Source organism: Synechococcus sp. (assembly GCF_982614295.1).
In genome coordinates, this window is record NZ_CEXBMR010000024.1 from 6182 (window position 1) to 25001 (window position 18820).

General features: G+C 50.6%; 21 protein-coding genes and 1 pseudogene. 6 read left to right on the top strand and 16 right to left on the bottom strand.

Annotated features, from left to right (window positions below; genetic code table 11):
• The first annotated feature begins 148 nt into the window (after window positions 1–148).
• Window positions 149–766, top strand: coding sequence for an RdgB/HAM1 family non-canonical purine NTP pyrophosphatase (rdgB, locus tag AC2JC8_RS05560; RefSeq protein ID WP_484400148.1), 618 nt, complete (start codon window positions 149–151; stop codon window positions 764–766).
• Here rdgB and AC2JC8_RS05565 read toward each other — a convergent pair.
• The 4 genes and pseudogenes from AC2JC8_RS05565 to fabI all read right to left on the bottom strand — a co-directional run bounded on the left by AC2JC8_RS05565 (window position 740) and on the right by fabI (window position 4908).
• Window positions 740–2209 (bottom strand): carotenoid oxygenase family protein, encoded by a 1470-nt coding sequence (locus tag AC2JC8_RS05565; protein WP_484594323.1) that lies wholly within the window; start codon window positions 2207–2209, stop codon window positions 740–742. The two genes, rdgB and AC2JC8_RS05565, sit on opposite strands and share 27 nt — an antisense overlap.
• 47 nt (window positions 2210–2256) lie before the next feature.
• On the bottom strand, window positions 2257–2877 hold the full coding sequence (gene hisB, locus AC2JC8_RS05570) for an imidazoleglycerol-phosphate dehydratase HisB (protein WP_484400145.1): 621 nt from the start codon (window positions 2875–2877) through the stop codon (window positions 2257–2259).
• A 4-nt stretch (window positions 2878–2881) separates the two neighbouring features.
• A pseudogene (locus AC2JC8_RS05575) lies at window positions 2882–3730 on the bottom strand (bestrophin family protein).
• 395 nt (window positions 3731–4125) lie between these two features.
• Window positions 4126–4908, bottom strand: coding sequence for an enoyl-ACP reductase FabI (fabI, locus tag AC2JC8_RS05580; protein ID WP_484400144.1), 783 nt, complete (start codon window positions 4906–4908; stop codon window positions 4126–4128).
• A gap of 60 nt (window positions 4909–4968) precedes the next feature.
• Here fabI and AC2JC8_RS05585 point away from each other — a divergent pair, with 60 nt between their 5' ends.
• Window positions 4969–6321: an FAD-binding domain-containing protein gene (locus tag AC2JC8_RS05585; protein WP_484594324.1), complete on the top strand. Its 1353-nt coding sequence runs from the start codon at window positions 4969–4971 to the stop codon at window positions 6319–6321.
• A gap of 28 nt (window positions 6322–6349) precedes the next feature.
• On the opposite strand, the gene AC2JC8_RS05590 is transcribed toward AC2JC8_RS05585, so the two are convergent.
• Window positions 6350–6871, bottom strand: a complete 522-nt coding sequence (locus AC2JC8_RS05590; RefSeq protein ID WP_484594325.1) for a hypothetical protein — start codon at window positions 6869–6871, stop codon at window positions 6350–6352.
• Window positions 6872–6916: 45 nt separating this feature from the next.
• Between AC2JC8_RS05590 and AC2JC8_RS05595 the strand changes: the two genes are divergently transcribed.
• On the top strand, window positions 6917–8149 hold the full coding sequence (locus AC2JC8_RS05595) for a DegT/DnrJ/EryC1/StrS family aminotransferase (protein ID WP_484594326.1): 1233 nt from the start codon (window positions 6917–6919) through the stop codon (window positions 8147–8149).
• Here the strand turns inward: AC2JC8_RS05595 and AC2JC8_RS05600 are convergent.
• From AC2JC8_RS05600 to AC2JC8_RS05640, 9 genes are read right to left on the bottom strand one after another with little or no spacing between them, the layout of a single operon-like run.
• Window positions 8124–8609, bottom strand: a complete 486-nt coding sequence (locus AC2JC8_RS05600) for a CYTH domain-containing protein (RefSeq protein WP_295475009.1) — start codon at window positions 8607–8609, stop codon at window positions 8124–8126. The genes AC2JC8_RS05595 and AC2JC8_RS05600 overlap by 26 nt on opposite strands.
• Before the next feature lie 17 nt (window positions 8610–8626).
• A complete protein-coding gene (locus tag AC2JC8_RS05605) occupies window positions 8627–9574 on the bottom strand; it encodes an NAD(+) kinase (protein ID WP_484400138.1) in 948 nt (315 codons plus the stop codon).
• A 10-nt stretch (window positions 9575–9584) separates the two neighbouring features.
• Complete coding sequence (gene nuoK, locus AC2JC8_RS05610) at window positions 9585–9908, bottom strand: NADH-quinone oxidoreductase subunit NuoK (RefSeq protein ID WP_255131524.1); 324 nt, start codon at window positions 9906–9908, stop codon at window positions 9585–9587.
• Entirely contained in the window at window positions 9905–10534 is a 630-nt protein-coding gene (locus tag AC2JC8_RS05615; RefSeq protein ID WP_255131523.1) for an NADH-quinone oxidoreductase subunit J, read from the bottom strand. The genes nuoK and AC2JC8_RS05615 overlap by 4 nt, the downstream gene beginning before the upstream one ends.
• Window positions 10534–11103 (bottom strand): NAD(P)H-quinone oxidoreductase subunit I, encoded by a 570-nt coding sequence (ndhI, locus tag AC2JC8_RS05620; RefSeq protein WP_255131522.1) that lies wholly within the window; start codon window positions 11101–11103, stop codon window positions 10534–10536. The genes AC2JC8_RS05615 and ndhI overlap by 1 nt, the downstream gene beginning before the upstream one ends.
• A 32-nt stretch (window positions 11104–11135) precedes the next feature.
• Window positions 11136–12275, bottom strand: a complete 1140-nt coding sequence (gene nuoH / locus AC2JC8_RS05625; RefSeq protein WP_484400137.1) for an NADH-quinone oxidoreductase subunit NuoH — start codon at window positions 12273–12275, stop codon at window positions 11136–11138.
• A 47-nt stretch (window positions 12276–12322) separates the two neighbouring features.
• The gene (locus AC2JC8_RS05630; protein WP_484400136.1) at window positions 12323–13480 is read right to left on the bottom strand and encodes a citrate synthase; all 1158 of its coding nucleotides are present in this window, start codon (window positions 13478–13480) and stop codon (window positions 12323–12325) included.
• Window positions 13481–13483: 3 nt separating this feature from the next.
• The gene (gene sixA / locus AC2JC8_RS05635) at window positions 13484–13984 is read right to left on the bottom strand and encodes a phosphohistidine phosphatase SixA (protein WP_481930936.1); all 501 of its coding nucleotides are present in this window, start codon (window positions 13982–13984) and stop codon (window positions 13484–13486) included.
• A 4-nt stretch (window positions 13985–13988) separates the two neighbouring features.
• Window positions 13989–15509: a DUF3352 domain-containing protein gene (locus AC2JC8_RS05640; RefSeq protein ID WP_484419957.1), complete on the bottom strand. Its 1521-nt coding sequence runs from the start codon at window positions 15507–15509 to the stop codon at window positions 13989–13991.
• 62 nt (window positions 15510–15571) lie between these two features.
• Between AC2JC8_RS05640 and AC2JC8_RS05645 the strand changes: the two genes are divergently transcribed.
• Together AC2JC8_RS05645 and AC2JC8_RS05650 are read left to right on the top strand one after the other, a co-directional pair.
• Window positions 15572–15913 carry a rhodanese-like domain-containing protein gene (locus tag AC2JC8_RS05645; RefSeq protein WP_484594327.1) on the top strand — a complete coding sequence of 114 codons (342 nt, stop codon included), beginning with the start codon at window positions 15572–15574 and terminating at the stop codon, window positions 15911–15913.
• A 62-nt stretch (window positions 15914–15975) separates the two neighbouring features.
• Window positions 15976–16986, top strand: coding sequence for an HrcA family transcriptional regulator (locus AC2JC8_RS05650; protein ID WP_484400131.1), 1011 nt, complete (start codon window positions 15976–15978; stop codon window positions 16984–16986).
• On the opposite strand, the gene trpB is transcribed toward AC2JC8_RS05650, so the two are convergent.
• Both trpB and AC2JC8_RS05660 read right to left on the bottom strand, forming a co-directional pair.
• A complete protein-coding gene (trpB, locus tag AC2JC8_RS05655; protein WP_484594328.1) occupies window positions 16966–18213 on the bottom strand; it encodes a tryptophan synthase subunit beta in 1248 nt (415 codons plus the stop codon). The two genes, AC2JC8_RS05650 and trpB, sit on opposite strands and share 21 nt — an antisense overlap.
• A gap of 27 nt (window positions 18214–18240) precedes the next feature.
• A complete protein-coding gene (locus tag AC2JC8_RS05660; protein ID WP_481930934.1) occupies window positions 18241–18444 on the bottom strand; it encodes a hypothetical protein in 204 nt (67 codons plus the stop codon).
• Between the two features lie 38 nt (window positions 18445–18482).
• Here AC2JC8_RS05660 and AC2JC8_RS05665 point away from each other — a divergent pair, with 38 nt between their 5' ends.
• Window positions 18483–18815 (top strand): translation initiation factor, encoded by a 333-nt coding sequence (locus tag AC2JC8_RS05665; protein ID WP_484400127.1) that lies wholly within the window; start codon window positions 18483–18485, stop codon window positions 18813–18815.
• The last annotated feature ends 5 nt before the right edge of the window (window positions 18816–18820 follow it).

Consider the following 18820-nt stretch of genomic DNA (forward strand, 5'->3'; position numbering starts at 1 on the left):
CGCAAGCCAAAAGCTCCATGGGCCGGCCCATTAATTGCTCTTGCTGGGCTTGGAGGTCTTGCATTGTTGGGTTGGTTGAGCATAGTGATGCTTGATTTAAAACACTTGAACACCTCAGGCTTTACGCTTCCTTAGTGAAGTGGTTTTGATGATATTTAATAAGCTCGTAATCGCAAGCGCTAATGCAGGCAAATTGAGAGAATTTGAATCCTTATTAGCGCATCTTCCCCTTGATATTTCTGCGCAACCGCTCAATCTAAATGTAGAAGAAACCGGAGCTACTTTTGCAGAAAACGCACGCCTTAAAGCGCAAGCTGTTGCAATCGCAACTAAGCAATGGGCCCTTGCCGATGATTCAGGTTTAAGTGTTGATGCCCTTGGCGGCGATCCCGGTATACATTCAGCTCGCTATGCAGCCACGGACTTTGATCGGATTAATAAATTATTAAATGAACTTGAAAAAGCTATGAAAACCAATTCAAGTTATAATCGAAAAGCTGAATTTGTTGCCGCATTGGCTATTGCTAACCCTGCTGGTAATATTATTTTAGAAGCTCAAGGTAGCTGCTCCGGAGAGATACTCATTGCGGCGAGGGGCGATGGGGGCTTTGGCTATGATCCGATATTTTTAATTCCAGAACTTGAGCTTAGTTATGCTGAAATAGATAAAGAAACAAAAGCAACATACGGCCATCGCGGTAAAGCATTTAAAAAATTACTTCCTAAATTGGAGTTGTTGCTAGGCATCAACCCAGCTGCCATGTAAACCATGGGGAATTGCTAAGGGAAGCTCTAATACCGCCTGCTCGCTTAAATCATTCGCATTAAGTATTACTAAATCACTGGCGCAACGGGCTCCATTCCAAACAACACATAGAATCCAGCCATCATCTTCTTTGATCGCACCAGCCCTCGGTACCATTATTGGCTCGCTTACAAAACCCCTTGGGGCTGCGCTCCAGATAAATTTTTCGCCATTATTTAGATCTAGCTTTTTAATTGCTTGTAATGGATCATTTCCCTGCTCTTTATCTGCCACTGCCATCCAGCAGTAGCTGGATTTTATGCCTTCATTATTTGGATTTACCATTGCGAATTCACAACAGCGCTCACTTAATCTCTGGCACTCAACAGAATTTGATTTGAGGTTAATAATACAGCGCTCTAGCAAGCCCTCTGGAATTAAATTAAAATCGATCTCTTGAAAGTCTTGGTCTGGACCAATTGATGGAAAGTCGCTGTAATAAATACTCTCAACTACTACATTATCCTCTTCCTCCCAGGCATTTAAATGGTGGAATACAAATCCTTCAGGTGCGGGAATCACCCTTGGTTTTTCGCCTGCGTATTTACCTTCAGCTCTAGGCAACAACCAGAATTGAGCAATACCTCCCGGTTTTGATTGCAAACATTGTGCAGCACCTTTAGTGCCAAATACGAAAGGTAAGGGATTAAATGAAATTGCATTTTGCAGAAAAATAGCCCAATTAGGTGTTATTGCAAAGTCGTGCAAGAAGGCAAAACCAGGAAAGTTATCGCTGCGATCATGTAATAAATTTCCTGCTTTAATGCCACTGCTTGGATCATCAACTGTTGCAAATTCCATCAGGCGGATGGTGCTACGCGGCCCACTTTTTACGCCAAATGTGACCATTCTTGGGGTGCCATGGTGACCTGGATCAAAACGGGGATGGGCGCTGAAAGCTTCCCCATCACGCAAAACACCATCAAGTAACGAAATTCCCTTGGTTTCAAGACTTACAGGATCCATGGCATGGGGTTCGGCTGCTTCCCAAAGGGCCAGCAATTGATCACCAAGTTGCACCACATGGGTGTTAGCAATATTTTTTAGGCGTAAATCAAAAGCGTTTGCAAGTACCCCGCCTGGCTTTTGGCTGCCGAATACGCCTCGATATAAAACCTTGTCTGCTTTTTCTTCAGCGAGCCAGCCTTCAGTGCGCACAAAGCGATTGGTTAATGAAACGCCTTGGCGATCAAATTTCAGCGCCGTAATCATGCCATCGCCATCAAAGGGGTGGTGTACCCATTGCCCGCCCCGCTCTAGGCGGCCAGGGCCGTTGCGATAAAGCGTGCCAATTAATGCTTCTGGGATGCAGCCACTACTGGCTTTTACCGGTACATCACTCAGTTCTTGGCCCACATTGCGAAAGGCGCTAGCCCAATCGGTGCGGTTATAGGTAGCAGTCATTGGGAAGCAGCTCAGCTGGCACCTGGATATCTTCGCGTAACAGACTGTTAAGTGGGGCTTTGGCCTGCTTTTTCTAAAATGCCCTTGCTGCTGGGCACATTGCCAGCGCGGCGCGGATCAATCTCTACCGCCAGCCGCAGCGCTCTTGCAAATGCTTTAAAACATGCTTCTACTAGATGGTGTGAATTAACGCCATCTAATTGGCGAATATGAAGGGTGAGTCCGGAATTATTTGTTACTGCTACAAAAAATTCTTTTACCAGTTCAGTGTCGTAACTACCGATTCGAGCGGCGGGGATTTTCAAGCCATAGCTCAAATGGGGCCTGCCGCTGCAATCAAGAACCACCTGCACTAGGGCCTCATCTAGGGGCGCCACAAAATGCCCAAAGCGTTGAATGCCGCGTCGATCACCTAGGGCTTTCGCTAGAGCTTGCCCCACTGCTATGCCGACATCTTCATTGCTGTGGTGATCATCGATATGGGTATCACCTGAAGCCTTGATTTGTAGGTCTAGCAGTCCGTGGCTTGCTAATTGATGCAGCATGTGATCAAGAAATGCCACCCCGCTGTCCACCTCGCATTGGCCTGAGCCATCGAGATTTAGCTGCACTTGAACATTAGTTTCGCCGGTAACGCGATGCACCTGGCCTATACGTTGAATTGTCATGGTGTTAGGTCCAGATCAGTGAAGCTTGATTCTGGGGTGGAGTGGCAAGAGGGTGATCAATTGAAAGCAGATTTCCACTTATCGTGGCACAGATACGATTTATTGGTAAACCATAAAGCCCATCTTCAAATGGATTTTCGGTGTAGGCACCAAGCCGTTCTGCAATTATAAATCCAATAAAGGAGATGAAGCCAATAAAAGCACCAGTAGGCTCATGCATTGAGTCAAGGCGGAGAAATAATAAATAGCCAAAAACCCAAACAATACATCTTATAAACAAGTCATAGGAAGCTGGTAGGGGTTGATTGCGAATGCGCTCAAGGCCGCCAATAGCATTGCTGGTATCTCGTTGAATATCTAACAGGTGGAGACGCCCAAAACCATCAATGCGATTACAATCGCTTAAATCAAGAAGCTTGGCAGCTAAAATTTGCATTAATTCTTGACTGCTACAATTATTATTAGTAATACCTTGTTGATATTGCAAATCACTCACATTGTTGGCGCATCTTGGATGGAAAGAACCCCCCCCAAGCTCTCTATTTACAGTCCAGGTAAGTAGAACTTGTAAGCCGAGAAGATTGATTAAGTCTTGCTCTTTGATCCTATCATTTGGCAACAATGCAAGTAAGCCATTGCGCTAATTGCGGCTACAAACTATTAGCCCACCCCAAAGGATTCGCGCTTCCCACCAGCGATTGTAGGCCTGGGTATTTCTAAATGCAGTGAACACTGAAACAGATATTCCAAGCAACGGCAATAAAATTTCTGGAAGAATTTCCTTTGCAATGTTTGAAGCCAAAGGCGCGCTGGCCAAGCAGAGTGTTAAGGCAAATAATATTTCTATCTTCATGGATTTAATTATCAGCTAACCCATCGCCAGGTAAGACCAGCGGCCCACTGGATGGAACATGATTAGTTGGGATGTTTAGATGAATCTTAGCCTTTCATTGCAACTTCAGCTTTACAGCAACAAAAAGAAAATTTTCCTCAAAATCCAAAGCAAGTATTTGAGAGGCTATTAGAAGGGCATAAACGTTGCAGCACCCCATGTCAGTACCCCATGGCAGCACTAAATAGCAGCGGTGCTCTGCTGTGTCGATACTCGAGTGACTTTATGATATGCAGGTACACATGCAATTTAGATTTGGCTCATTACTTGTAGAAACTGGCCACTATTATCTTGATTCCGGCGAAATTGATTGGCTGGGTTCTGCGAATATTTAATCTATTTTAAATGCACCGAGCTCACATCCCAGTGATGCAGTAACCGGCATCCACGTAAATTGTTTGGCCGGTGATACCTGAACTCAACGAGCTGGCAAGAAATGCAGCGGTGCTGCCAACTTCTTCTTGGCTCACTGTGCGGCGTAATGGGGCCTTTTCTTCCACGTTGTGGATCATGTCTAATATTCCGCCAATGGCACTGCTTGCTAAAGTGCGAATCGGGCCTGCGCTAATTGCATTTACCCGCACTTGCTTTTCGGGGCCTAGTTCTGCTGCTAGATAACGCACAGATGCTTCAAGGGCCGCTTTGGCAACACCCATTACGTTGTAGTTAGGTATTGCACGTTCACTCCCAAGGTAGCTCAAAGTGATTACGCTGGCACCTGGATTGAATAGTGGTTTAGCAAAGCGGCACAGCGGTGCCAACGAATAGGCACTCACCTCTAGTGCTCTATTAAAACCTTCAGGACTGATGGCGCTGTAATCACCAATTAGTTCCTCTTTGCCTGCAAATGCAAGGCAATGCACCAGCACATCAATAGAGCCCCATTGTTCAGCTACCCGCTTGAATACCGCTTCGATTTGGGCTGGATCTTGCACATTGAGGGGTTCAAACAAGCTTGGGCTTAGCGGCGCTGTAAGTTCGCGCACCTTGCCTTCAAATCTGCCCTTTTCATCTGGCAAGTAGGTAACCCCTAGTTCACAGCCGGCCCTATGGAGCTGCTGAGCAATCCCCCAAGCAATCGACTTGTTATTGGCAATACCAGTAACGAGGGCTTTCTTACCGCGGAGATCAAGGAGCATGGAAAAGGCACCAAGGATTGAGCGATTCTCCCCCAGCGGCGGCAGCATGGCGGTATGGCAGTGCACCGATCCCTACCTTTGCCCGCAACGGGCGACTTAATTCGTGGTTTTGCTGATCGCAATGCCTTAGAGCAATTTCTGCGCCAGCAGTTCCCTGCTGCAGCACTCATTGATGCTGGCCTTAGCCCAGTGCCTGGGGGCCGTAAGGCAGCGGAATTAGTTTTGCGAAGGTTGGATCCCGTTGCGTACAACCGCAGCCGCAACTTTTTACATGGCGCCGTTAGCCAACTTTCCCCTTACGTGCGCCACGGGCTGCTCGGTTTGGCAGAACTTAAAGATTGGCTGATCAGCCAGAAACGCCCGTGGCGCGATCAAGAGAAATTTATTAGTGAATTGGCTTGGCGTGAATTTTGGCAGCGGGTGTGGCAGCAGCGCGGAGATCAAATTTGGCAAGATATTGAATTACTCAAAACTGGCCATCTTCCCGAAAGCTATAACCCAGTTTTACCCATAGATGTGCTTAATGGTGAAACTGGTCTCGCCTGTATTGATGCATTCCAGCAGCAACTTGTTAGCACCGGCTGGCTCCATAATCATGCGCGAATGTGGCTTGCTTCCTATTTAGTGCACTGGCGCCGCATTAGCTGGCAGGCAGGTGCTTACTGGTTTCTACAGCATTTAATCGATGCTGATCCCGCCAGTAATAACCTCAGTTGGCAATGGGTGGCGAGTTGTTTTAGCTCTAAACCTTATATATTTAATCGCGAAAATTTAGAAAAATATGCTGGAAATAAATTCTGTAATAGTTGCCCTGCAGCATCCAATTGCTTGTTTGATGCCAGCTACGAAGAGCTGCAGAAAAAGCTTTTCCAAACTACCAATATTTTAGATGATCAATCACAGTTGCAACCACCCCTCCCCTCGTTTGAATTTGAATCAACAACTTCATCTAAATCCCAGTCAGCACCTAATTCAACTTTTAAATTTAAAAACCCTTTGCTTTGGATTCATGCTGAAGGTTTAGGTCCTGCGAATCCGGTATGGCAGGCATGGCCCCAAGCGCCCGCTTTATTTGTATTCAACACGGCGCGGCTTGAGGCGGAGGGGATTGGTTTGAAACGTTTGGGTTTTGTATTTGAAAGCCTGCTGGAAGTGCCAGTGGTGCTGCGCAATGGTGATCCGGCAGCTGAAATTTTGGAATTTGCCGCCCGCTGCGGTTGTGACGGGGTTGTAACCCAAACTCCGCAAGATCCCTATTTGCAAAAAATAATTACTGCATTGGGGCAGCATCTAGAGGTAGAGCAGTTGGCGGTAGATCCTTTTGTGGTTCTAGAAACTCCTTATTTATTAAGGCGATTCACTCGGTTTTGGAAACAGGCACAACCCCTGCTGCAACAGCAATTTTCAAGCTGATCTCCATAGATAGTTCCCCCCCAAGTGCCTATAACTGATCACCCCCAAGCATTTTTTCTTCCTCCTGGCGAATCTGGCTTGGATCGGGCAACAGGTCTTGTTGTTTAAGGGTTGGCAATGGTTCAACAACCACTTCTGCAGCACGGCGCGGTGGCGTAAGCCATATAAATTTTGATTCCGGCGCGCGCGCTTTGCATAGAGCCTCACTTTCGCGGCGCAGCTGATTTTTTATGTGCCAGTGGCTTACGGCTTCAAAAAATTCGCCTCTGCTAGCTAGCCCAGAGCTAAAAGGAGCAGAGCCATTGCCATTAAAAAGTCTGGCGGCATCAACATTCCAGCGGGGTTTGCAAACCCCAGCTTCGTTTGTGTTTGTTTCAATCCAGATATGTAGCCCGTAACCGTTGGGTTGGTTCACAACGGCAAGGCCGTCGTGGCGGTCTTGGCGGCTGAGTGGATATGTTTTCCAAGCCAAAGGCAATTTCCCGGCGCTGATAACAGCCACAAGGATCAGTGCACCGCTAACGGCTATGGCTCTCCATGGTGCATTCATTTGGCAACGTCAATTAGCAACCCAGAAGCATTTAAGCTGTGCTTTATGGCAATTCCTCCTTTTGATCTGAGTGTTCAGCTGGCCGAGCTGGGGGAGGAGCTTGATCAGGCGGTATTACAGGTGTTGCGTAGTGGGCAATACATCGGCGGGCCGCTTATCGCCAAATTTGAAGAGGCTTTTGCGGCGTCCTGCGGTGTTGCCCACGCAATTGGTTGTAACAGCGGCACCGACGCTCTGGTCCTAGCCCTAAGGGCCCTCGATGTGGGGATTGGCGATGAGGTGATCACAAGTTCTTTTAGTTTTTTTGCCACTGCTGAGGCGATTAGCGCCGTGGGAGCAAAACCAGTTTTTGTAGATGTAGATCCAGATTCATACCTAATAGATCTTGATCAAGTGGAAGCTGCTATCACTCCAGCCACTAAAGCGATACTGCCTGTGCATTTATTTGGCCGCCCGGTTGATATGGAGCGGCTGATGCAGTTGGCGCAAAGCCACAAACTCTTTGTGGTGGAAGATTGCGCCCAGGCCACTGGAGCGAGCTGGGCGGGGCGAGCAGTTGGCAGCTGGGGAGATCTTGGTTGTTTTAGTTTTTTCCCTACAAAAAATCTTGGCGCAGCTGGCGATGGTGGTGCCGTTACCTGTGGAAATGCTGAGTTAGCCCAAAAGGTGAGGGAATTAGCAGTGCATGGGATGCCACGCCGTTATTTACATACAAACTTGGGCTACAACAGCCGCCTCGATGCTTTGCAAGCAGCGGTGCTATTAGTAAAACTACCGCGCTTGCAAGAGTGGATCCAGCGGCGTAGCGCTATCGCCAGCGCTTACCTCGCTGCCCTTAGCGATTTTTCCCACTTACATGTTCCCGATCCTGGCCCAATCGGCCATAGTTGGAATCAATTTGTATTGCGCATTCCCGCTTGCCCCATGGAGGCAGCCGCTTGTGGCAACTCAAGCTGTAGCCCCTGCCCCACAAGCGCTAGCCATGGATTACCTGAAGGGCGTTGCCGCAATTGGTTGCAGGCTCATTTGCAACAACAAGGGGTTAATACAATCATTTACTACCCGATCCCAATTCATCGGCAGCCGGCTTACGCCGAACTCGGCTACAAACCTGGAAGTTTGCCGATCACCGAACGGTTGGCAGCAGAGGTGCTTAGTTTGCCGATATTCCCTGAACTAAATAACACCCAGTTACAACAGATTTTAGTAGCTCTAGGCGTTGATCTTGCGAATATTTCCAAAGATTTCCCTGCTACATCTTTGCTTCAAGTTGCCTGAATTTCCAGGGTTTAACGGCAAGAGCAGCATTACTTAGTTCACCTCTATCACTTATTTCCGCGCCACACCAAAGCGGGATTTCTAGAGGGCTATCGGCCTTTGGCAGTTCAACTTCTGCAATTATTAAACCGGCATTTTCTGCTTCAAACACATCTATCACCCAATCACCGCCCGGCAGCAATAGATGATGCCTGGTTTTTTTAATGCGGCAGGGGGTTAAATCTAAAAGTTGCAAAGCTTCCGCAAGCGGCATCGCCAGCTCGAACTCATGGCGTATCACTGGATCAGCAGTGGGGGCTTTGATGGTGAGCCAGGCTTTTTGTGCGCTGCAACGCACTCTTATGGTGAAGCCACTGCTGCCTTGGCTTAAGTAGCCCTGTTGCAGTGGCTCTGAATATTGAAGAAATTGCCGCCAGCCATCATTTACAACTAAAAAACGCCTTTCGATTTCTAAGCCCATTAGCTGATCTGGATGCTTCAGTTTTGAGATGGCATGGCATCACTGAGGCTGCCAGCCCAATGCAGCTTATGGCTGAGATTTTTGAAATAGGAGGGTTGCTGATCAAGGGAAAGCAATAAGGCATGGTGATCTGCTTGCTTGATTACACAGCGATCGCCGGGTTCCAGCACTGAGGCAAGTGCCCCATCCTTCCAAAGCTTCACGCGCCTGCCACTTTCTCCAAGGGGCCAGATTGCTAGCACTGAGCGAGGTGGCACCACCACTGGCCGGCTAGACAAGCTCATTGGGCAAATCGGATTAACAACAATTGCATCGATCGAGGGGTGCAGGATTGGCCCCCCTGCTGCCATTGCATATCCGGTGGAACCGGTGGGGGTAGCAATGATCAGGCCGTCGCCTTGATATTGACCCACAACTTCAGCATCGATCTCAAGTTCTAGCCGGCAGGTGGGGGAGGATTCTTCCTGGGCTGGCCGCATATAGAAATCGTTTAAAGCTAGATGGCAAGGCTTGCCTTGATCGTCTAGGTGATCACCACTATCAGGAACCCCATCGCCACGGTCGATGCTGGCCTGCAACATCAAGCGTTGCTCCAAGGCGTAGTGGCCCTCAAGCAACCTTTGCCAAAGGCCATTGCCAGCATCCGCAAGCAAGCTGCTGAGCAAACTACTTTCGTGGGTAAGAAAACCCAGATGGCCGCCAACATTGAAACTGAGCAATGGCACGCCAAGGGGGCCTAGGTAGCGGGCAGCCCCCAACACAGTGCCATCTCCGCCAAGAACCAAAACCAAATTTGGCAAGGCTCCATCTGCAAGTAAACCTGGAAAGGGATTGGCGTTTAGGCCACTCATCGCAATCGTGACCTGAGAACCACGCTCAAGTAATAAATCTGAACAACGGCGCGCCATGCGCTCGGCGCTTTGGCTACCGCTGCGAAACACCACCCATACGTGGTTTAGTTCCATATGTAGCTACCTACCAACGCAGCAGGTTGAATTGCTCCATATCAACCGTGTCACGGTTGCGATATAAAGAAAGCAAAATTGCTAAACCCACAGCAGCTTCTGCTGCTGCCACTGTGATTACAAAAATTGCATACACTTGGCCGCGAATTTCGTAGCCATCTAAGTAGCTGGAAAAAGCCATCAAATTTATATTTACGCCGTTCAACATCAGTTCAATACTCATCAGTACCCGCACCGCGTTACGGCTATTGATTAAGCCCCACACACCAATACAAAAAAGTAGTGCTGCAACCGTGAGATAAGCCTCGAGTGGAACTAGGAAACTTGTGTTCATGGGTTGGTTTCCAATGATTTTTGGTTGATATTTTTGCCAACAAGTAATGGGCTGCGGGCTTTCTCAATTAAGGCTTGATCTACCGCTTCTCCAGTGCCCACATCAGTGCTAAATACGTCGCGGCGGGCAAGCACAATCGCGCCAATCATTGCCATTAGCAGCAAAACAGAAGCGAGTTCAAATGGCAGCAGATAATCACTAAAGAAGTGTTCACCAAGGCGAATTACAGCATCTTCTCCAATCGGTGCTGGCCCCGGCAAAGCCCAAGGTGTAGTGAATGCAACCCGCAGTAAAAGAATTAATAAGCCAACGCAAACCCCGCTGGAAAGAATGCGTCTTAGGCCTGTGCCAGGGGAGGCGGCCATCGCTTCTTTTTTGTTGACCAGCATGATCGCAAAAAGGATCAACACATTCACCGCGCCCACATAAATAAGCACTTGGGCTGCTGCGATAAAGCTGGCATTAAGCATCAAATAAAGACCAGCCACCGCCAGAAACACGCCCCCTAGCAAGAAGGCGGCATAAACAATGTTTGGTAGCAATACAACTCCAAGTGCCCCGATTACCACTGCACTGGCGAGGAAAACAAAAACAATTAGCTCTGTGAGTTCAGCAATTGGTGGCATCAGCTGGCTTCCTCCTTCGTAATTCCAGCCCTTGGCCTGGTTGGATCAACGCCGTGGGGATCCATTTCACCTTTAGGCAGATAGGCGAGTTCTTTTAAGGCCACTACCGCAGGATCGCTGGTAACGCTGGTGGGCAAGCGACCAAGGGCAACGTTGTCGTAATTAAGGCTATGGCGATCAAATGTGGCGAGCTCGTATTCCTCTGTCATTGATAGGCAATTGGTTGGGCAATACTCAACGCAATTACCACAAAAAATACACACCCCAAAATCGATCGAGTAATTACGCAACTCTTTTTTCTTAGTTGCTTTATTCATTACCCAATCCACCACTGGCAAATTGATTGGGCATACGCGCACACACACTTCACAGGCAATGCACTTATCAAATTCAAAGTGGATGCGGCCGCGGTAGCGCTCAGAAGGGATCAGTTTTTCATAGGGATATTGAACCGTGATTGGCCTGCGGCGCAGGTGATCAAAGGTGACGGATAAGCCCTGAGCGATGTTCTGGCTGGCGCTTACCGCATCTTTGGTGTAGTCGCCTACTTGTTTAAGAAAGCCGAACATGGATTGGCAGCGAGGGGAATAACAAAAAAGAACTAGGCGCTTATGCCACCCATGATGGCTGGAAACGCCAACTTCAGTGCAGCGGTTAAAAGCAGATTTACAAGCGCGATTGGGAGCAGGAACTTCCAGCCAAAATTAAGCAGCTGATCAATCCGCACCCGTGGCACCGTCCAGCGCAGCAAGATCGCAATAAACACCAGCAAGTAGGCCTTGAGCACTGTCATCACGATGCCAAGGGCACCTGTAAACACCTGCAAAACGGGGTTGTCTACCGATTGACCAAACCAGTTCGCCAGCGTTTCTACCGGGATCGGAAAGCCCCAACCGCCCAAATAAAGCACCACCACCAGCAGCGCCGATAAAACCAGATTGATGTAGCTGCCCAGATAAAAAAGGGCAAATTTCATGCCGGCATATTCGGTTTGATATCCAGCTACCAATTCCTCTTCCGCTTCCGGTAGATCGAAGGGCAGGCGTTCGCATTCAGCTAAGGCGCAAATCCAAAACACCAGAAATCCCACCGGTTGGCGCCAGATATTCCAGCTCAAAATTCCAGCGGTGTTTTGTTGATCAACGATCGCCACGGTGCTTAGGGAGTTGCTCATCATCACCACCGCCAGCACCGCAAGGGCAAGCGGTATTTCGTAGCTGATCGACTGCGCTGCAGCCCTTAAGCCTCCGATCAATGAATACTTGTTATTGCTTGCGTAGCCACTCATCAATAAACCGATCGGCTGAATGCTGCTGAGGGCAATCCAGAGAAAAATTCCGATCCCCACATTGCTGATCAGCAAATGTTGACCAAAAGGCACCACAAGCCAAGACAAGATCACCGGCACCACCACAAGCACCGGGCCCAAGGTGAACAGCAGGCCGTCTGCCCTAGCGGGAACTACATCTTCTTTAAAAAGTAATTTGAGCCCATCGGCAATCGGCTGCAAAATGCCAAGGGCGCCGGCGTATTCGGGGCCGATGCGCTGCTGGGCGGCAGCAGAAATTTTGCGCTCCAACCAAACGGTTACCAGCACCCCCACCACTGCTGAAATAAGCACCAGCAGCATTGGTAAAGGCAACCAAAGCAACCTGCTGGCGCCAGGGCTTACCCCAGCGCTTTCAAGCAGGCTGCGGAATCCTGATTCCAGATCAAGGGTTAGGGCTGGGGCTGGGGCCATGGCTCCGATCCGATAAGTGCAACTTACCCAAGTGTGGACCTAGTTGTTTATTTGTTGTTGCCGCCACGCTGCTCTAAGGGCAGCCAAGGCAGATTTATTTCGCCGGTATAGATCTGGGTGGGTCGATAAATACGATTTGCCCCCAGCTGTTCGCGCCAATGGGCAAGCCATCCAGCAGCCCTTGCAATGGCAAAAACAGGCGTAAATAAATCGGTAGGAATACCAAGCTTGCGATACACCAAACCGGAATAAAAATCCACATTGGGAAAGATCCCTTTTGGGCCTAAGCGTTCGGTGGCAAGGGTTTCAAAGCGGCGAGCTACGTCGTACATCCGGTCGTGGCCAAAGCGATCAAATAGCTGTTCTGCGAGCTTTTGCAGGATCGTGGCGCGGGGATCCTTAATTCGATATTCGCGATGGCCAAATCCCATAACCTTGCGTTTTTCGGCGATCGCTTGATCTAAGTAAGCCTCCACGCGATCTTCTGTTCCGATCTGCTCCAGCATCAACAGCACGTCTTCATTGGCGCCGCCATGGAGGGGCCCAGCCAGAGTGCCCACAGCAGATGCGATTACTGCATAGGGATCTGTGAGGGTGCTAGCTGTTACCCGAGCGCTGAAGGTGCTCGCATTAAGGGTGTGTTCCGCGTGTAACACCAAGCAGGAATCAAAAATGCGGGCAGCAAGCGGATCTGGCTCCTGCTCGGTGAGCATGTATAAAAAATTTGAGGCGTAGGGCAAATCCTCTCGGGGCTGAATTGGATCTTGGCCGCGGCGGATTAGCTGAAAAGCGGCCAGCATTGTTGGGATCTTGGCTAATAGCCGCACCACCGCTTGGCTGATGTAATCGGGATCATCTAAGGCTCGATTTGAGTAAAACAACCCCAGCGATGCAGCGCTTGCCTGCAGGGCATCCATGGGATGGCCACCGGCGGGGAAACACTTCATCATGTCTCGGATGCGAAAGCTCACCCGGCGATGCATTTGCACGTTGTACTGAAAAGCGCGCAAATTTTCTGGATCAGGCAAGCTGCCCCAAATTAATAAATAAGCAGTTTCTAAAAAACTGCTTTTGGCTGCGAGATCTGCGATGTCGTAGCCGCGATAACTGAGAATCCCGCGCTGACCATCGATATTGCTGATCGCTGATTGGGTGGCGGGGATACCTTCAAGACCCGGACTAAAACCGCTGCTATCAAGAGCCATCTGTTACACCTTGCCCCCGTCTAGCAGCACCTTGGGGCTTAACAACAGACGCAATTGGGCAGCACCAGGATCAAGTAGTGGTTCATCTAAGGCCAGTAGAGCAACACCGGCTTTTTTTAGCTGGAGGCTATGGGTTTGGCAGCCCAACAGATAGCTAGCCAGTTGGCCCATATCTGGCTCATGGCCCACAAGGCCAACACGTTCCCAGGGTTCCTCCAGTAGTTCCCGCAGCAGTGGCATTGGGTCTTGGCCTGGTGCCAAGGAGTTACTAAAGGAAAGGCTATTCCCCAATTTTCGCTCAAGGGCAAGTTCGCCGGTTTGGCGTGCCCTTACCAAGGGGCTGCTTACCAATGGGCCACAGGTAAGGCCCAAGCGTTCTAAGCGCTCCAATACCCGCCGCGTGCGCGCCCTGCCTTCTGAGGTGAGAGCCCGCTCTTCATCTGTGGCGGTGCTGCCCCGTTCAACGGCAATGCCATGGCGGATCAATAAAAGTTCGCGAGCCATGGGGTTAACTGAAATGCAATGTGGCCTTGAGATCAAGACTGGTTTTATCTTCCTCCAACATGTACTCCAAACCGTTAACTGCAGGGCTAAGCGGTTGGGCGGCTAAGAGTTGTAAGCCTTGCCAAAAAGACCAGTGCCCCAGCAAATCTCTGCTTAGTTTTGGCCCTAATTGAGAAAATGCAACGCTTTGAGGATCGATAAATGGTGCTTTTTTATTAACCCCTTTTGTTTGTAATTGATTTTGCAATTCATCAAAGTTGTTGCTCCACCAACGCACATTTGCCTTGCTGCCGCTGGCCCCAGCCAGAATTGCTTTTAGTTCACCAGCGCGGTTGGTTTGGCCGGATAAACGACTCCACACATCAATGCTGTTGATACTGGTGGGATCAAAGCCAGCAAGGTGTAAGGGTTGGTTAAGAGCCTCTGGGCTCGGGTTGGCTACATCGGTAGCAGCTAGCCACTGGTTGCTATTTATTAACGCCAGCAGTAGCGGGCCTTTGTTTTGATGCTGCAATTCATTAAGCAGGGGCCCAGGTTTCGTTACTGCCACTGTGAGAAATGAATTTAGGCTGCCGCTGGCGTTGCTGATATTGATTTGATCAGCGCTGTGGCGCATTTGCTGCAGCCATTGGTTAGCTCGATCGCCCAGGGGGGGGTCGTTGCGATCAATCCCTGTGCTGATTTGTGCTGCCAGCTGCAATTCACTGCCCTGCACAGCAATAGATCCAACTAATTGCTGCATTTGCTCTTCTGCCACCAGCTTTGCCGGCAGCCCAAGCAATTGACTGATGCCGGTGGCATCACTGCGTAGCAATGCCACCCCTTTGCGGTTTTGCTTTAACCAGTTTTGGAGTTGGGGATCACTGGATTGATTCAGTGCATCCACCTGGGAGCTATCTAGGGCGTCTTCTAGGGCATCACGCCTTGAGGCAACCAACACCAGTTGATCGTTGATTAAGGCGGTTGCCAATGGGGCCTCAGGGTTGCTGCTGCTGATCAGGCCAAGACCCCTGTAGCTGCTGATCGAGAGATCACCACCTGCGAGGCTGCGGGTTTGCCAAAAAGTTTGCAGGAATTCCCTTGCCCCCGTTGAGGTGCGGCTGGAGAGGGCAAGCACCCAACTGGGCTGGATTTGGTTGTTGCTGCTTGCCGTGAGCGCGATAGCAAGCTCAGGGCCAATCCAGTTGCTTAATTCGTTGTTGTAATTAAGCCCAGTAGTGGCAAATAAACCGTCTCGCAGTTTAGTGAGGGCATTGGCTGCACTATTTCGCTGCTTTGAACGAGCCACCGCACGGCCGTAGGCAGGCAATTGATTTGGATCTAGTTGCAGATAGAAACTCAGATTTGCACTGCGGGGTAAAAACCTGGCAGCAGCGGGCTCATGCAATTGTTCTGCTTGAAAATGCAACGGACTGCTGCGTTGCAGCCACCACCAACCGCCCATACCAATGGCAGCTAGGCCAATGCTTATGGCCAGCAGGATCGCTGTAAATCTGGAAATCGGTGGGAGGCGGAATTTATCCACAACGCGGCAATTTGAGCGCGGTGTTGCATCCATCATCCTGGAAGACGATTGCCCCGTACGCCATGGCCTTGCCCGAATCCGTTTCAGCCAAGCAGCTGGCGCAGCGTTTAGAAGCCGGGGAATCCCTGTTGCTGCTTGATGTGCGCGAGCTGGAAGAGCTGGCCCTTGCGGCATTGCCAGGAGTTGTGCATCTACCGCTAAGTGATTCGCAAAACTGGCTTGGCAGTTTGCCCCAACTGTTGGGCACTGATCCAAATCTTGTGGTGATGTGCCATGGCGGCATTCGTAGCTGGCAATTTGCCTGCTGGTTAATGGAAACCCATGGCTACACAAAAGTGTGGAATTTAGAAGGGGGAATCGATGCTTGGAGCGTGCAGGTGGATTCCGCTGTGCCCCGCTATTAGGTAACGCTTTGCTGGAACTTCACGGTTAGTTCGTAGCATTAGCGAAGGTTGGATCAACAGTTGTGAAACCACTGCCACGTCGCCAGCAGCAAGTTCTGCAGGCCACGGTGAGGCACTACGTAGATACGGTGGAACCAGTGGGCAGCCAAACCCTGGTGCGACGCTTTGGCCTAGATGCCAGCCCCGCCACGGTGCGATCTGCCATGGGAGCCCTAGAGCAAGAGGGTTTATTAACCCAGCCCCATCCCTCTGCCGGCCGGGTGCCAAGCCCTAAGGGTTATCGCCACTACGTTGATTGCTTGCTACCGGCGCCAGGCCCGGCGGCGCAACAGTTGGATCGAGAGCTGGCCGAATTAAGCCTGCAATGGGCTGCTCTTGAGGATTTATTGCAACACTTGGCACGCCGGCTGGCAGATTTCACTGGCTTGATGAGCTTGATTACCCGGCCCCAGCGCGGCGAGCCGCGGCTTAAGGCGATGCGCTTGGTTTCCAGTGGTGATCGTTTGTTGGTTTTTTTAGTGGAAAGCGCCGCTGTTACCAGCAGCCTCAACCTGCGCTTACCGGAGGAGGGTGCTGGCCAACTGGAGGCCCTGGAGCGTTGGTTGGCGGAACAATTGGAACAGCCAGCGGGGGTGCGGGGCAGCTCAATCCCCTGGATATCTCTGCCACCTCAACTGCAGCGCAGTGGGGCGCCATTACGCAGAGCGCTGGAAAGCCACAACCGCCGCCGTAATCGCTCGGCAGAGGGTGCGCTCACGATGGGATTAGCGGGTTTGCTTGGCCAGCCTGAATTCAGCCAAACCGCCAGTTTGCGGCCCTTGCTGCAGTTGGTGGAGCAGCGTCCCCATGAATTGCTTAATCCCCATGAATTGTTGGCTCCTGGGGGTGTGTGGATCGGCGCCGAACATCCAGATCCCGCCTTAAAAGGTTGTGCGGTGGTGCAGGCCCCCTATCGGGCTAAAGGTGGAGCAGAGGGCAGAGTTGCTTTGATCGGGCCGATGCGGATGGCCTATGCCACCGCCCAGGCTGCGGTGCGCAGTGTGGCGGCACGTTTAGAGCGCTTGCTTTCCTAAGGCTTCAGCAACGGTATTTACATCTTTATCGCCGCGGCCGGAGCAATTAATTACCACCTCGCTACCGGCGGGCAGGGTGGGGCAAAGGGTTTCAAGCCAGGCAAAGGCATGGGCCGTTTCAAGAGCTGGAATGATTCCTTCTAATTGGCTTACAAGTTGCAGGGCTGTAAGGGCCTCTTGATCGGTTACGGCGCCGTATTCAGCTCGGCCAATCTCCTTGAAATAGCTATGTTCTGGCCCCACTCCGGGGTAATCGAGGCCTGCACTAATTGAATGCGCTTCGATCACTTGGCCTTCTTCATCTTGTAATAAGAGGCTCATGGCTCCGTGCAATACCCCCACCCTTCCCTGGGTGATCGTGGCGGCATGCCGGCCTGTGGCAACACCATCGCCTGCGGCCTCAACTCCAATCATGCGCACGCTGGTATCGCCCACAAAAGGATGGAATAAACCCATAGCGTTTGAGCCTCCCCCAACGCAGGCCAGCAACACATCAGGCAGGCGGCCAAAAGCTTCAGCGCATTGACGTTTTGTTTCTTCGCCGATTACGGCATGAAAATCTCTCACGAGCATTGGATATGGATGGGGGCCAGCTACTGAACCGAGGATGTAGTGGGTATTTTCAACATTGGTTACCCAATCGCGAATTGCTTCGCTGGTGGCATCTTTAAGGGTGGCGCTGCCGGCCGTAACAGGTTGCACTGTTGCTCCGAGTAGGCGCATACGAAAAACATTTAATGATTGGCGCCGCATATCTTCAGCGCCCATATAAATCACACACTCCAATCCGAAACGGGCACATACCGTGGCCGTGGCAACGCCGTGTTGACCAGCGCCGGTTTCAGCGATGATTCGCTTCTTACCCATTCGTAAAGCCAGCAAGGCTTGGCCGAGGGCGTTATTAATTTTGTGAGCACCGGTGTGATTAAGGTCTTCCCTTTTCAGCCAGATGCGTGGGCCTCCATCGGGCCTTGAATAGTGGCTGGTGAGTCTTTCCGCTTCGTAAAGAGGGGTTGCCCTACCCACATAAGTTTTAAGTAGGTGATTTAAACGGGTTGTAAAAGCTGGATCAGCCCAGGCCTCTGTCGCCGCACGTTCTAATTCCGCTAGGGCTGGCATCAAAGTTTCCGGCACGTATTGGCCACCAAAACGGCCAAAACGTCCGAGCTGATCTGGCCGCGCAGATTTATCTAGCTGCGCTTTTGAAAGAGATTCAACTGAAATCACCGGTTCAGCCGTTTAGTTACTTGCAGCCTAAGGAGCGGGTGGGGTTATGGGTGGCCAGCCATAGGGTTCAACGATGAGAATGCCTCCCTTACCTTGGCGGCAGGTGCTCGTGGCCTTTGGGCCGATGGGGGCATTATTTAGTTTTAGGCCCACTTCAGCGCAACTTTCCGGGCCATGGGGATCTGCGAAACGCAGATTCACCACATTTAGGTTCATCGGAGGCATGTCCATAGTCAATATTAAAGGGGGTTTGCAACCTGGAGCGGTAGATGGAATCAAAATCCCGCAAGGGGGCATGGCAGGAATTCAGCAGTGATATGGGCGCCCTGCAGCGGCCTGATATTCAAGCTTTGCCAAAGGCCCAACAGGTAGTTCGAGTGCAGCGCACTAAAGCGGGAAAAGGCGGCAAGCTTGTAACGCTGATCAAGGGATTGGCAGCTCCTGAAGTGGAGCTAAAACAGCTGTTAAAGCAACTCAAGGCAGTTGCTGGCACTGGCGGCACCCTGAAAGATGGCGTAATTGAGCTGCAAGGGGATCAGGTGGCAGCTGCGATGGCAGCACTGGAAAAGGATGGCTACCGGCCAAAACAAGCTGGCGGCTAGGTTTT

Bases quoted from the DNA above. Each gene is read 5' to 3' on its own strand.
- rdgB (WP_484400148.1), top strand. From the start codon at position 149: ATGATATTTAATAAGCTCGTAATCGCAAGCGCTAATGCAGGCAAATTG.
- AC2JC8_RS05565 (WP_484594323.1), bottom strand. From the start codon at position 2,209: ATGACTGCTACCTATAACCGCACCGATTGGGCTAGCGCCTTTCGCAAT.
- hisB (WP_484400145.1), bottom strand. From the start codon at position 2,877: ATGACAATTCAACGTATAGGCCAGGTGCATCGCGTTACCGGCGAAACT.
- fabI (WP_484400144.1), bottom strand. From the start codon at position 4,908: ATGCTCCTTGATCTCCGCGGTAAGAAAGCCCTCGTTACTGGTATTGCC.
- AC2JC8_RS05590 (WP_484594325.1), bottom strand. From the start codon at position 6,871: ATGAATGCACCATGGAGAGCCATAGCCGTTAGCGGTGCACTGATCCTT.
- AC2JC8_RS05595 (WP_484594326.1), top strand. From the start codon at position 6,917: ATGGCAATTCCTCCTTTTGATCTGAGTGTTCAGCTGGCCGAGCTGGGG.
- AC2JC8_RS05600 (WP_295475009.1), bottom strand. From the start codon at position 8,609: ATGGGCTTAGAAATCGAAAGGCGTTTTTTAGTTGTAAATGATGGCTGG.
- AC2JC8_RS05605 (WP_484400138.1), bottom strand. From the start codon at position 9,574: ATGGAACTAAACCACGTATGGGTGGTGTTTCGCAGCGGTAGCCAAAGC.
- nuoK (WP_255131524.1), bottom strand. From the start codon at position 9,908: ATGAACACAAGTTTCCTAGTTCCACTCGAGGCTTATCTCACGGTTGCA.
- AC2JC8_RS05615 (WP_255131523.1), bottom strand. From the start codon at position 10,534: ATGCCACCAATTGCTGAACTCACAGAGCTAATTGTTTTTGTTTTCCTC.
- ndhI (WP_255131522.1), bottom strand. From the start codon at position 11,103: ATGTTCGGCTTTCTTAAACAAGTAGGCGACTACACCAAAGATGCGGTA.
- nuoH (WP_484400137.1), bottom strand. From the start codon at position 12,275: ATGGCCCCAGCCCCAGCCCTAACCCTTGATCTGGAATCAGGATTCCGC.
- AC2JC8_RS05630 (WP_484400136.1), bottom strand. From the start codon at position 13,480: ATGGCTCTTGATAGCAGCGGTTTTAGTCCGGGTCTTGAAGGTATCCCC.
- sixA (WP_481930936.1), bottom strand. From the start codon at position 13,984: ATGGCTCGCGAACTTTTATTGATCCGCCATGGCATTGCCGTTGAACGG.
- AC2JC8_RS05645 (WP_484594327.1), top strand. From the start codon at position 15,572: ATGGCCTTGCCCGAATCCGTTTCAGCCAAGCAGCTGGCGCAGCGTTTA.
- AC2JC8_RS05660 (WP_481930934.1), bottom strand. From the start codon at position 18,444: ATGGACATGCCTCCGATGAACCTAAATGTGGTGAATCTGCGTTTCGCA.
- AC2JC8_RS05665 (WP_484400127.1), top strand. From the start codon at position 18,483: ATGGAATCAAAATCCCGCAAGGGGGCATGGCAGGAATTCAGCAGTGAT.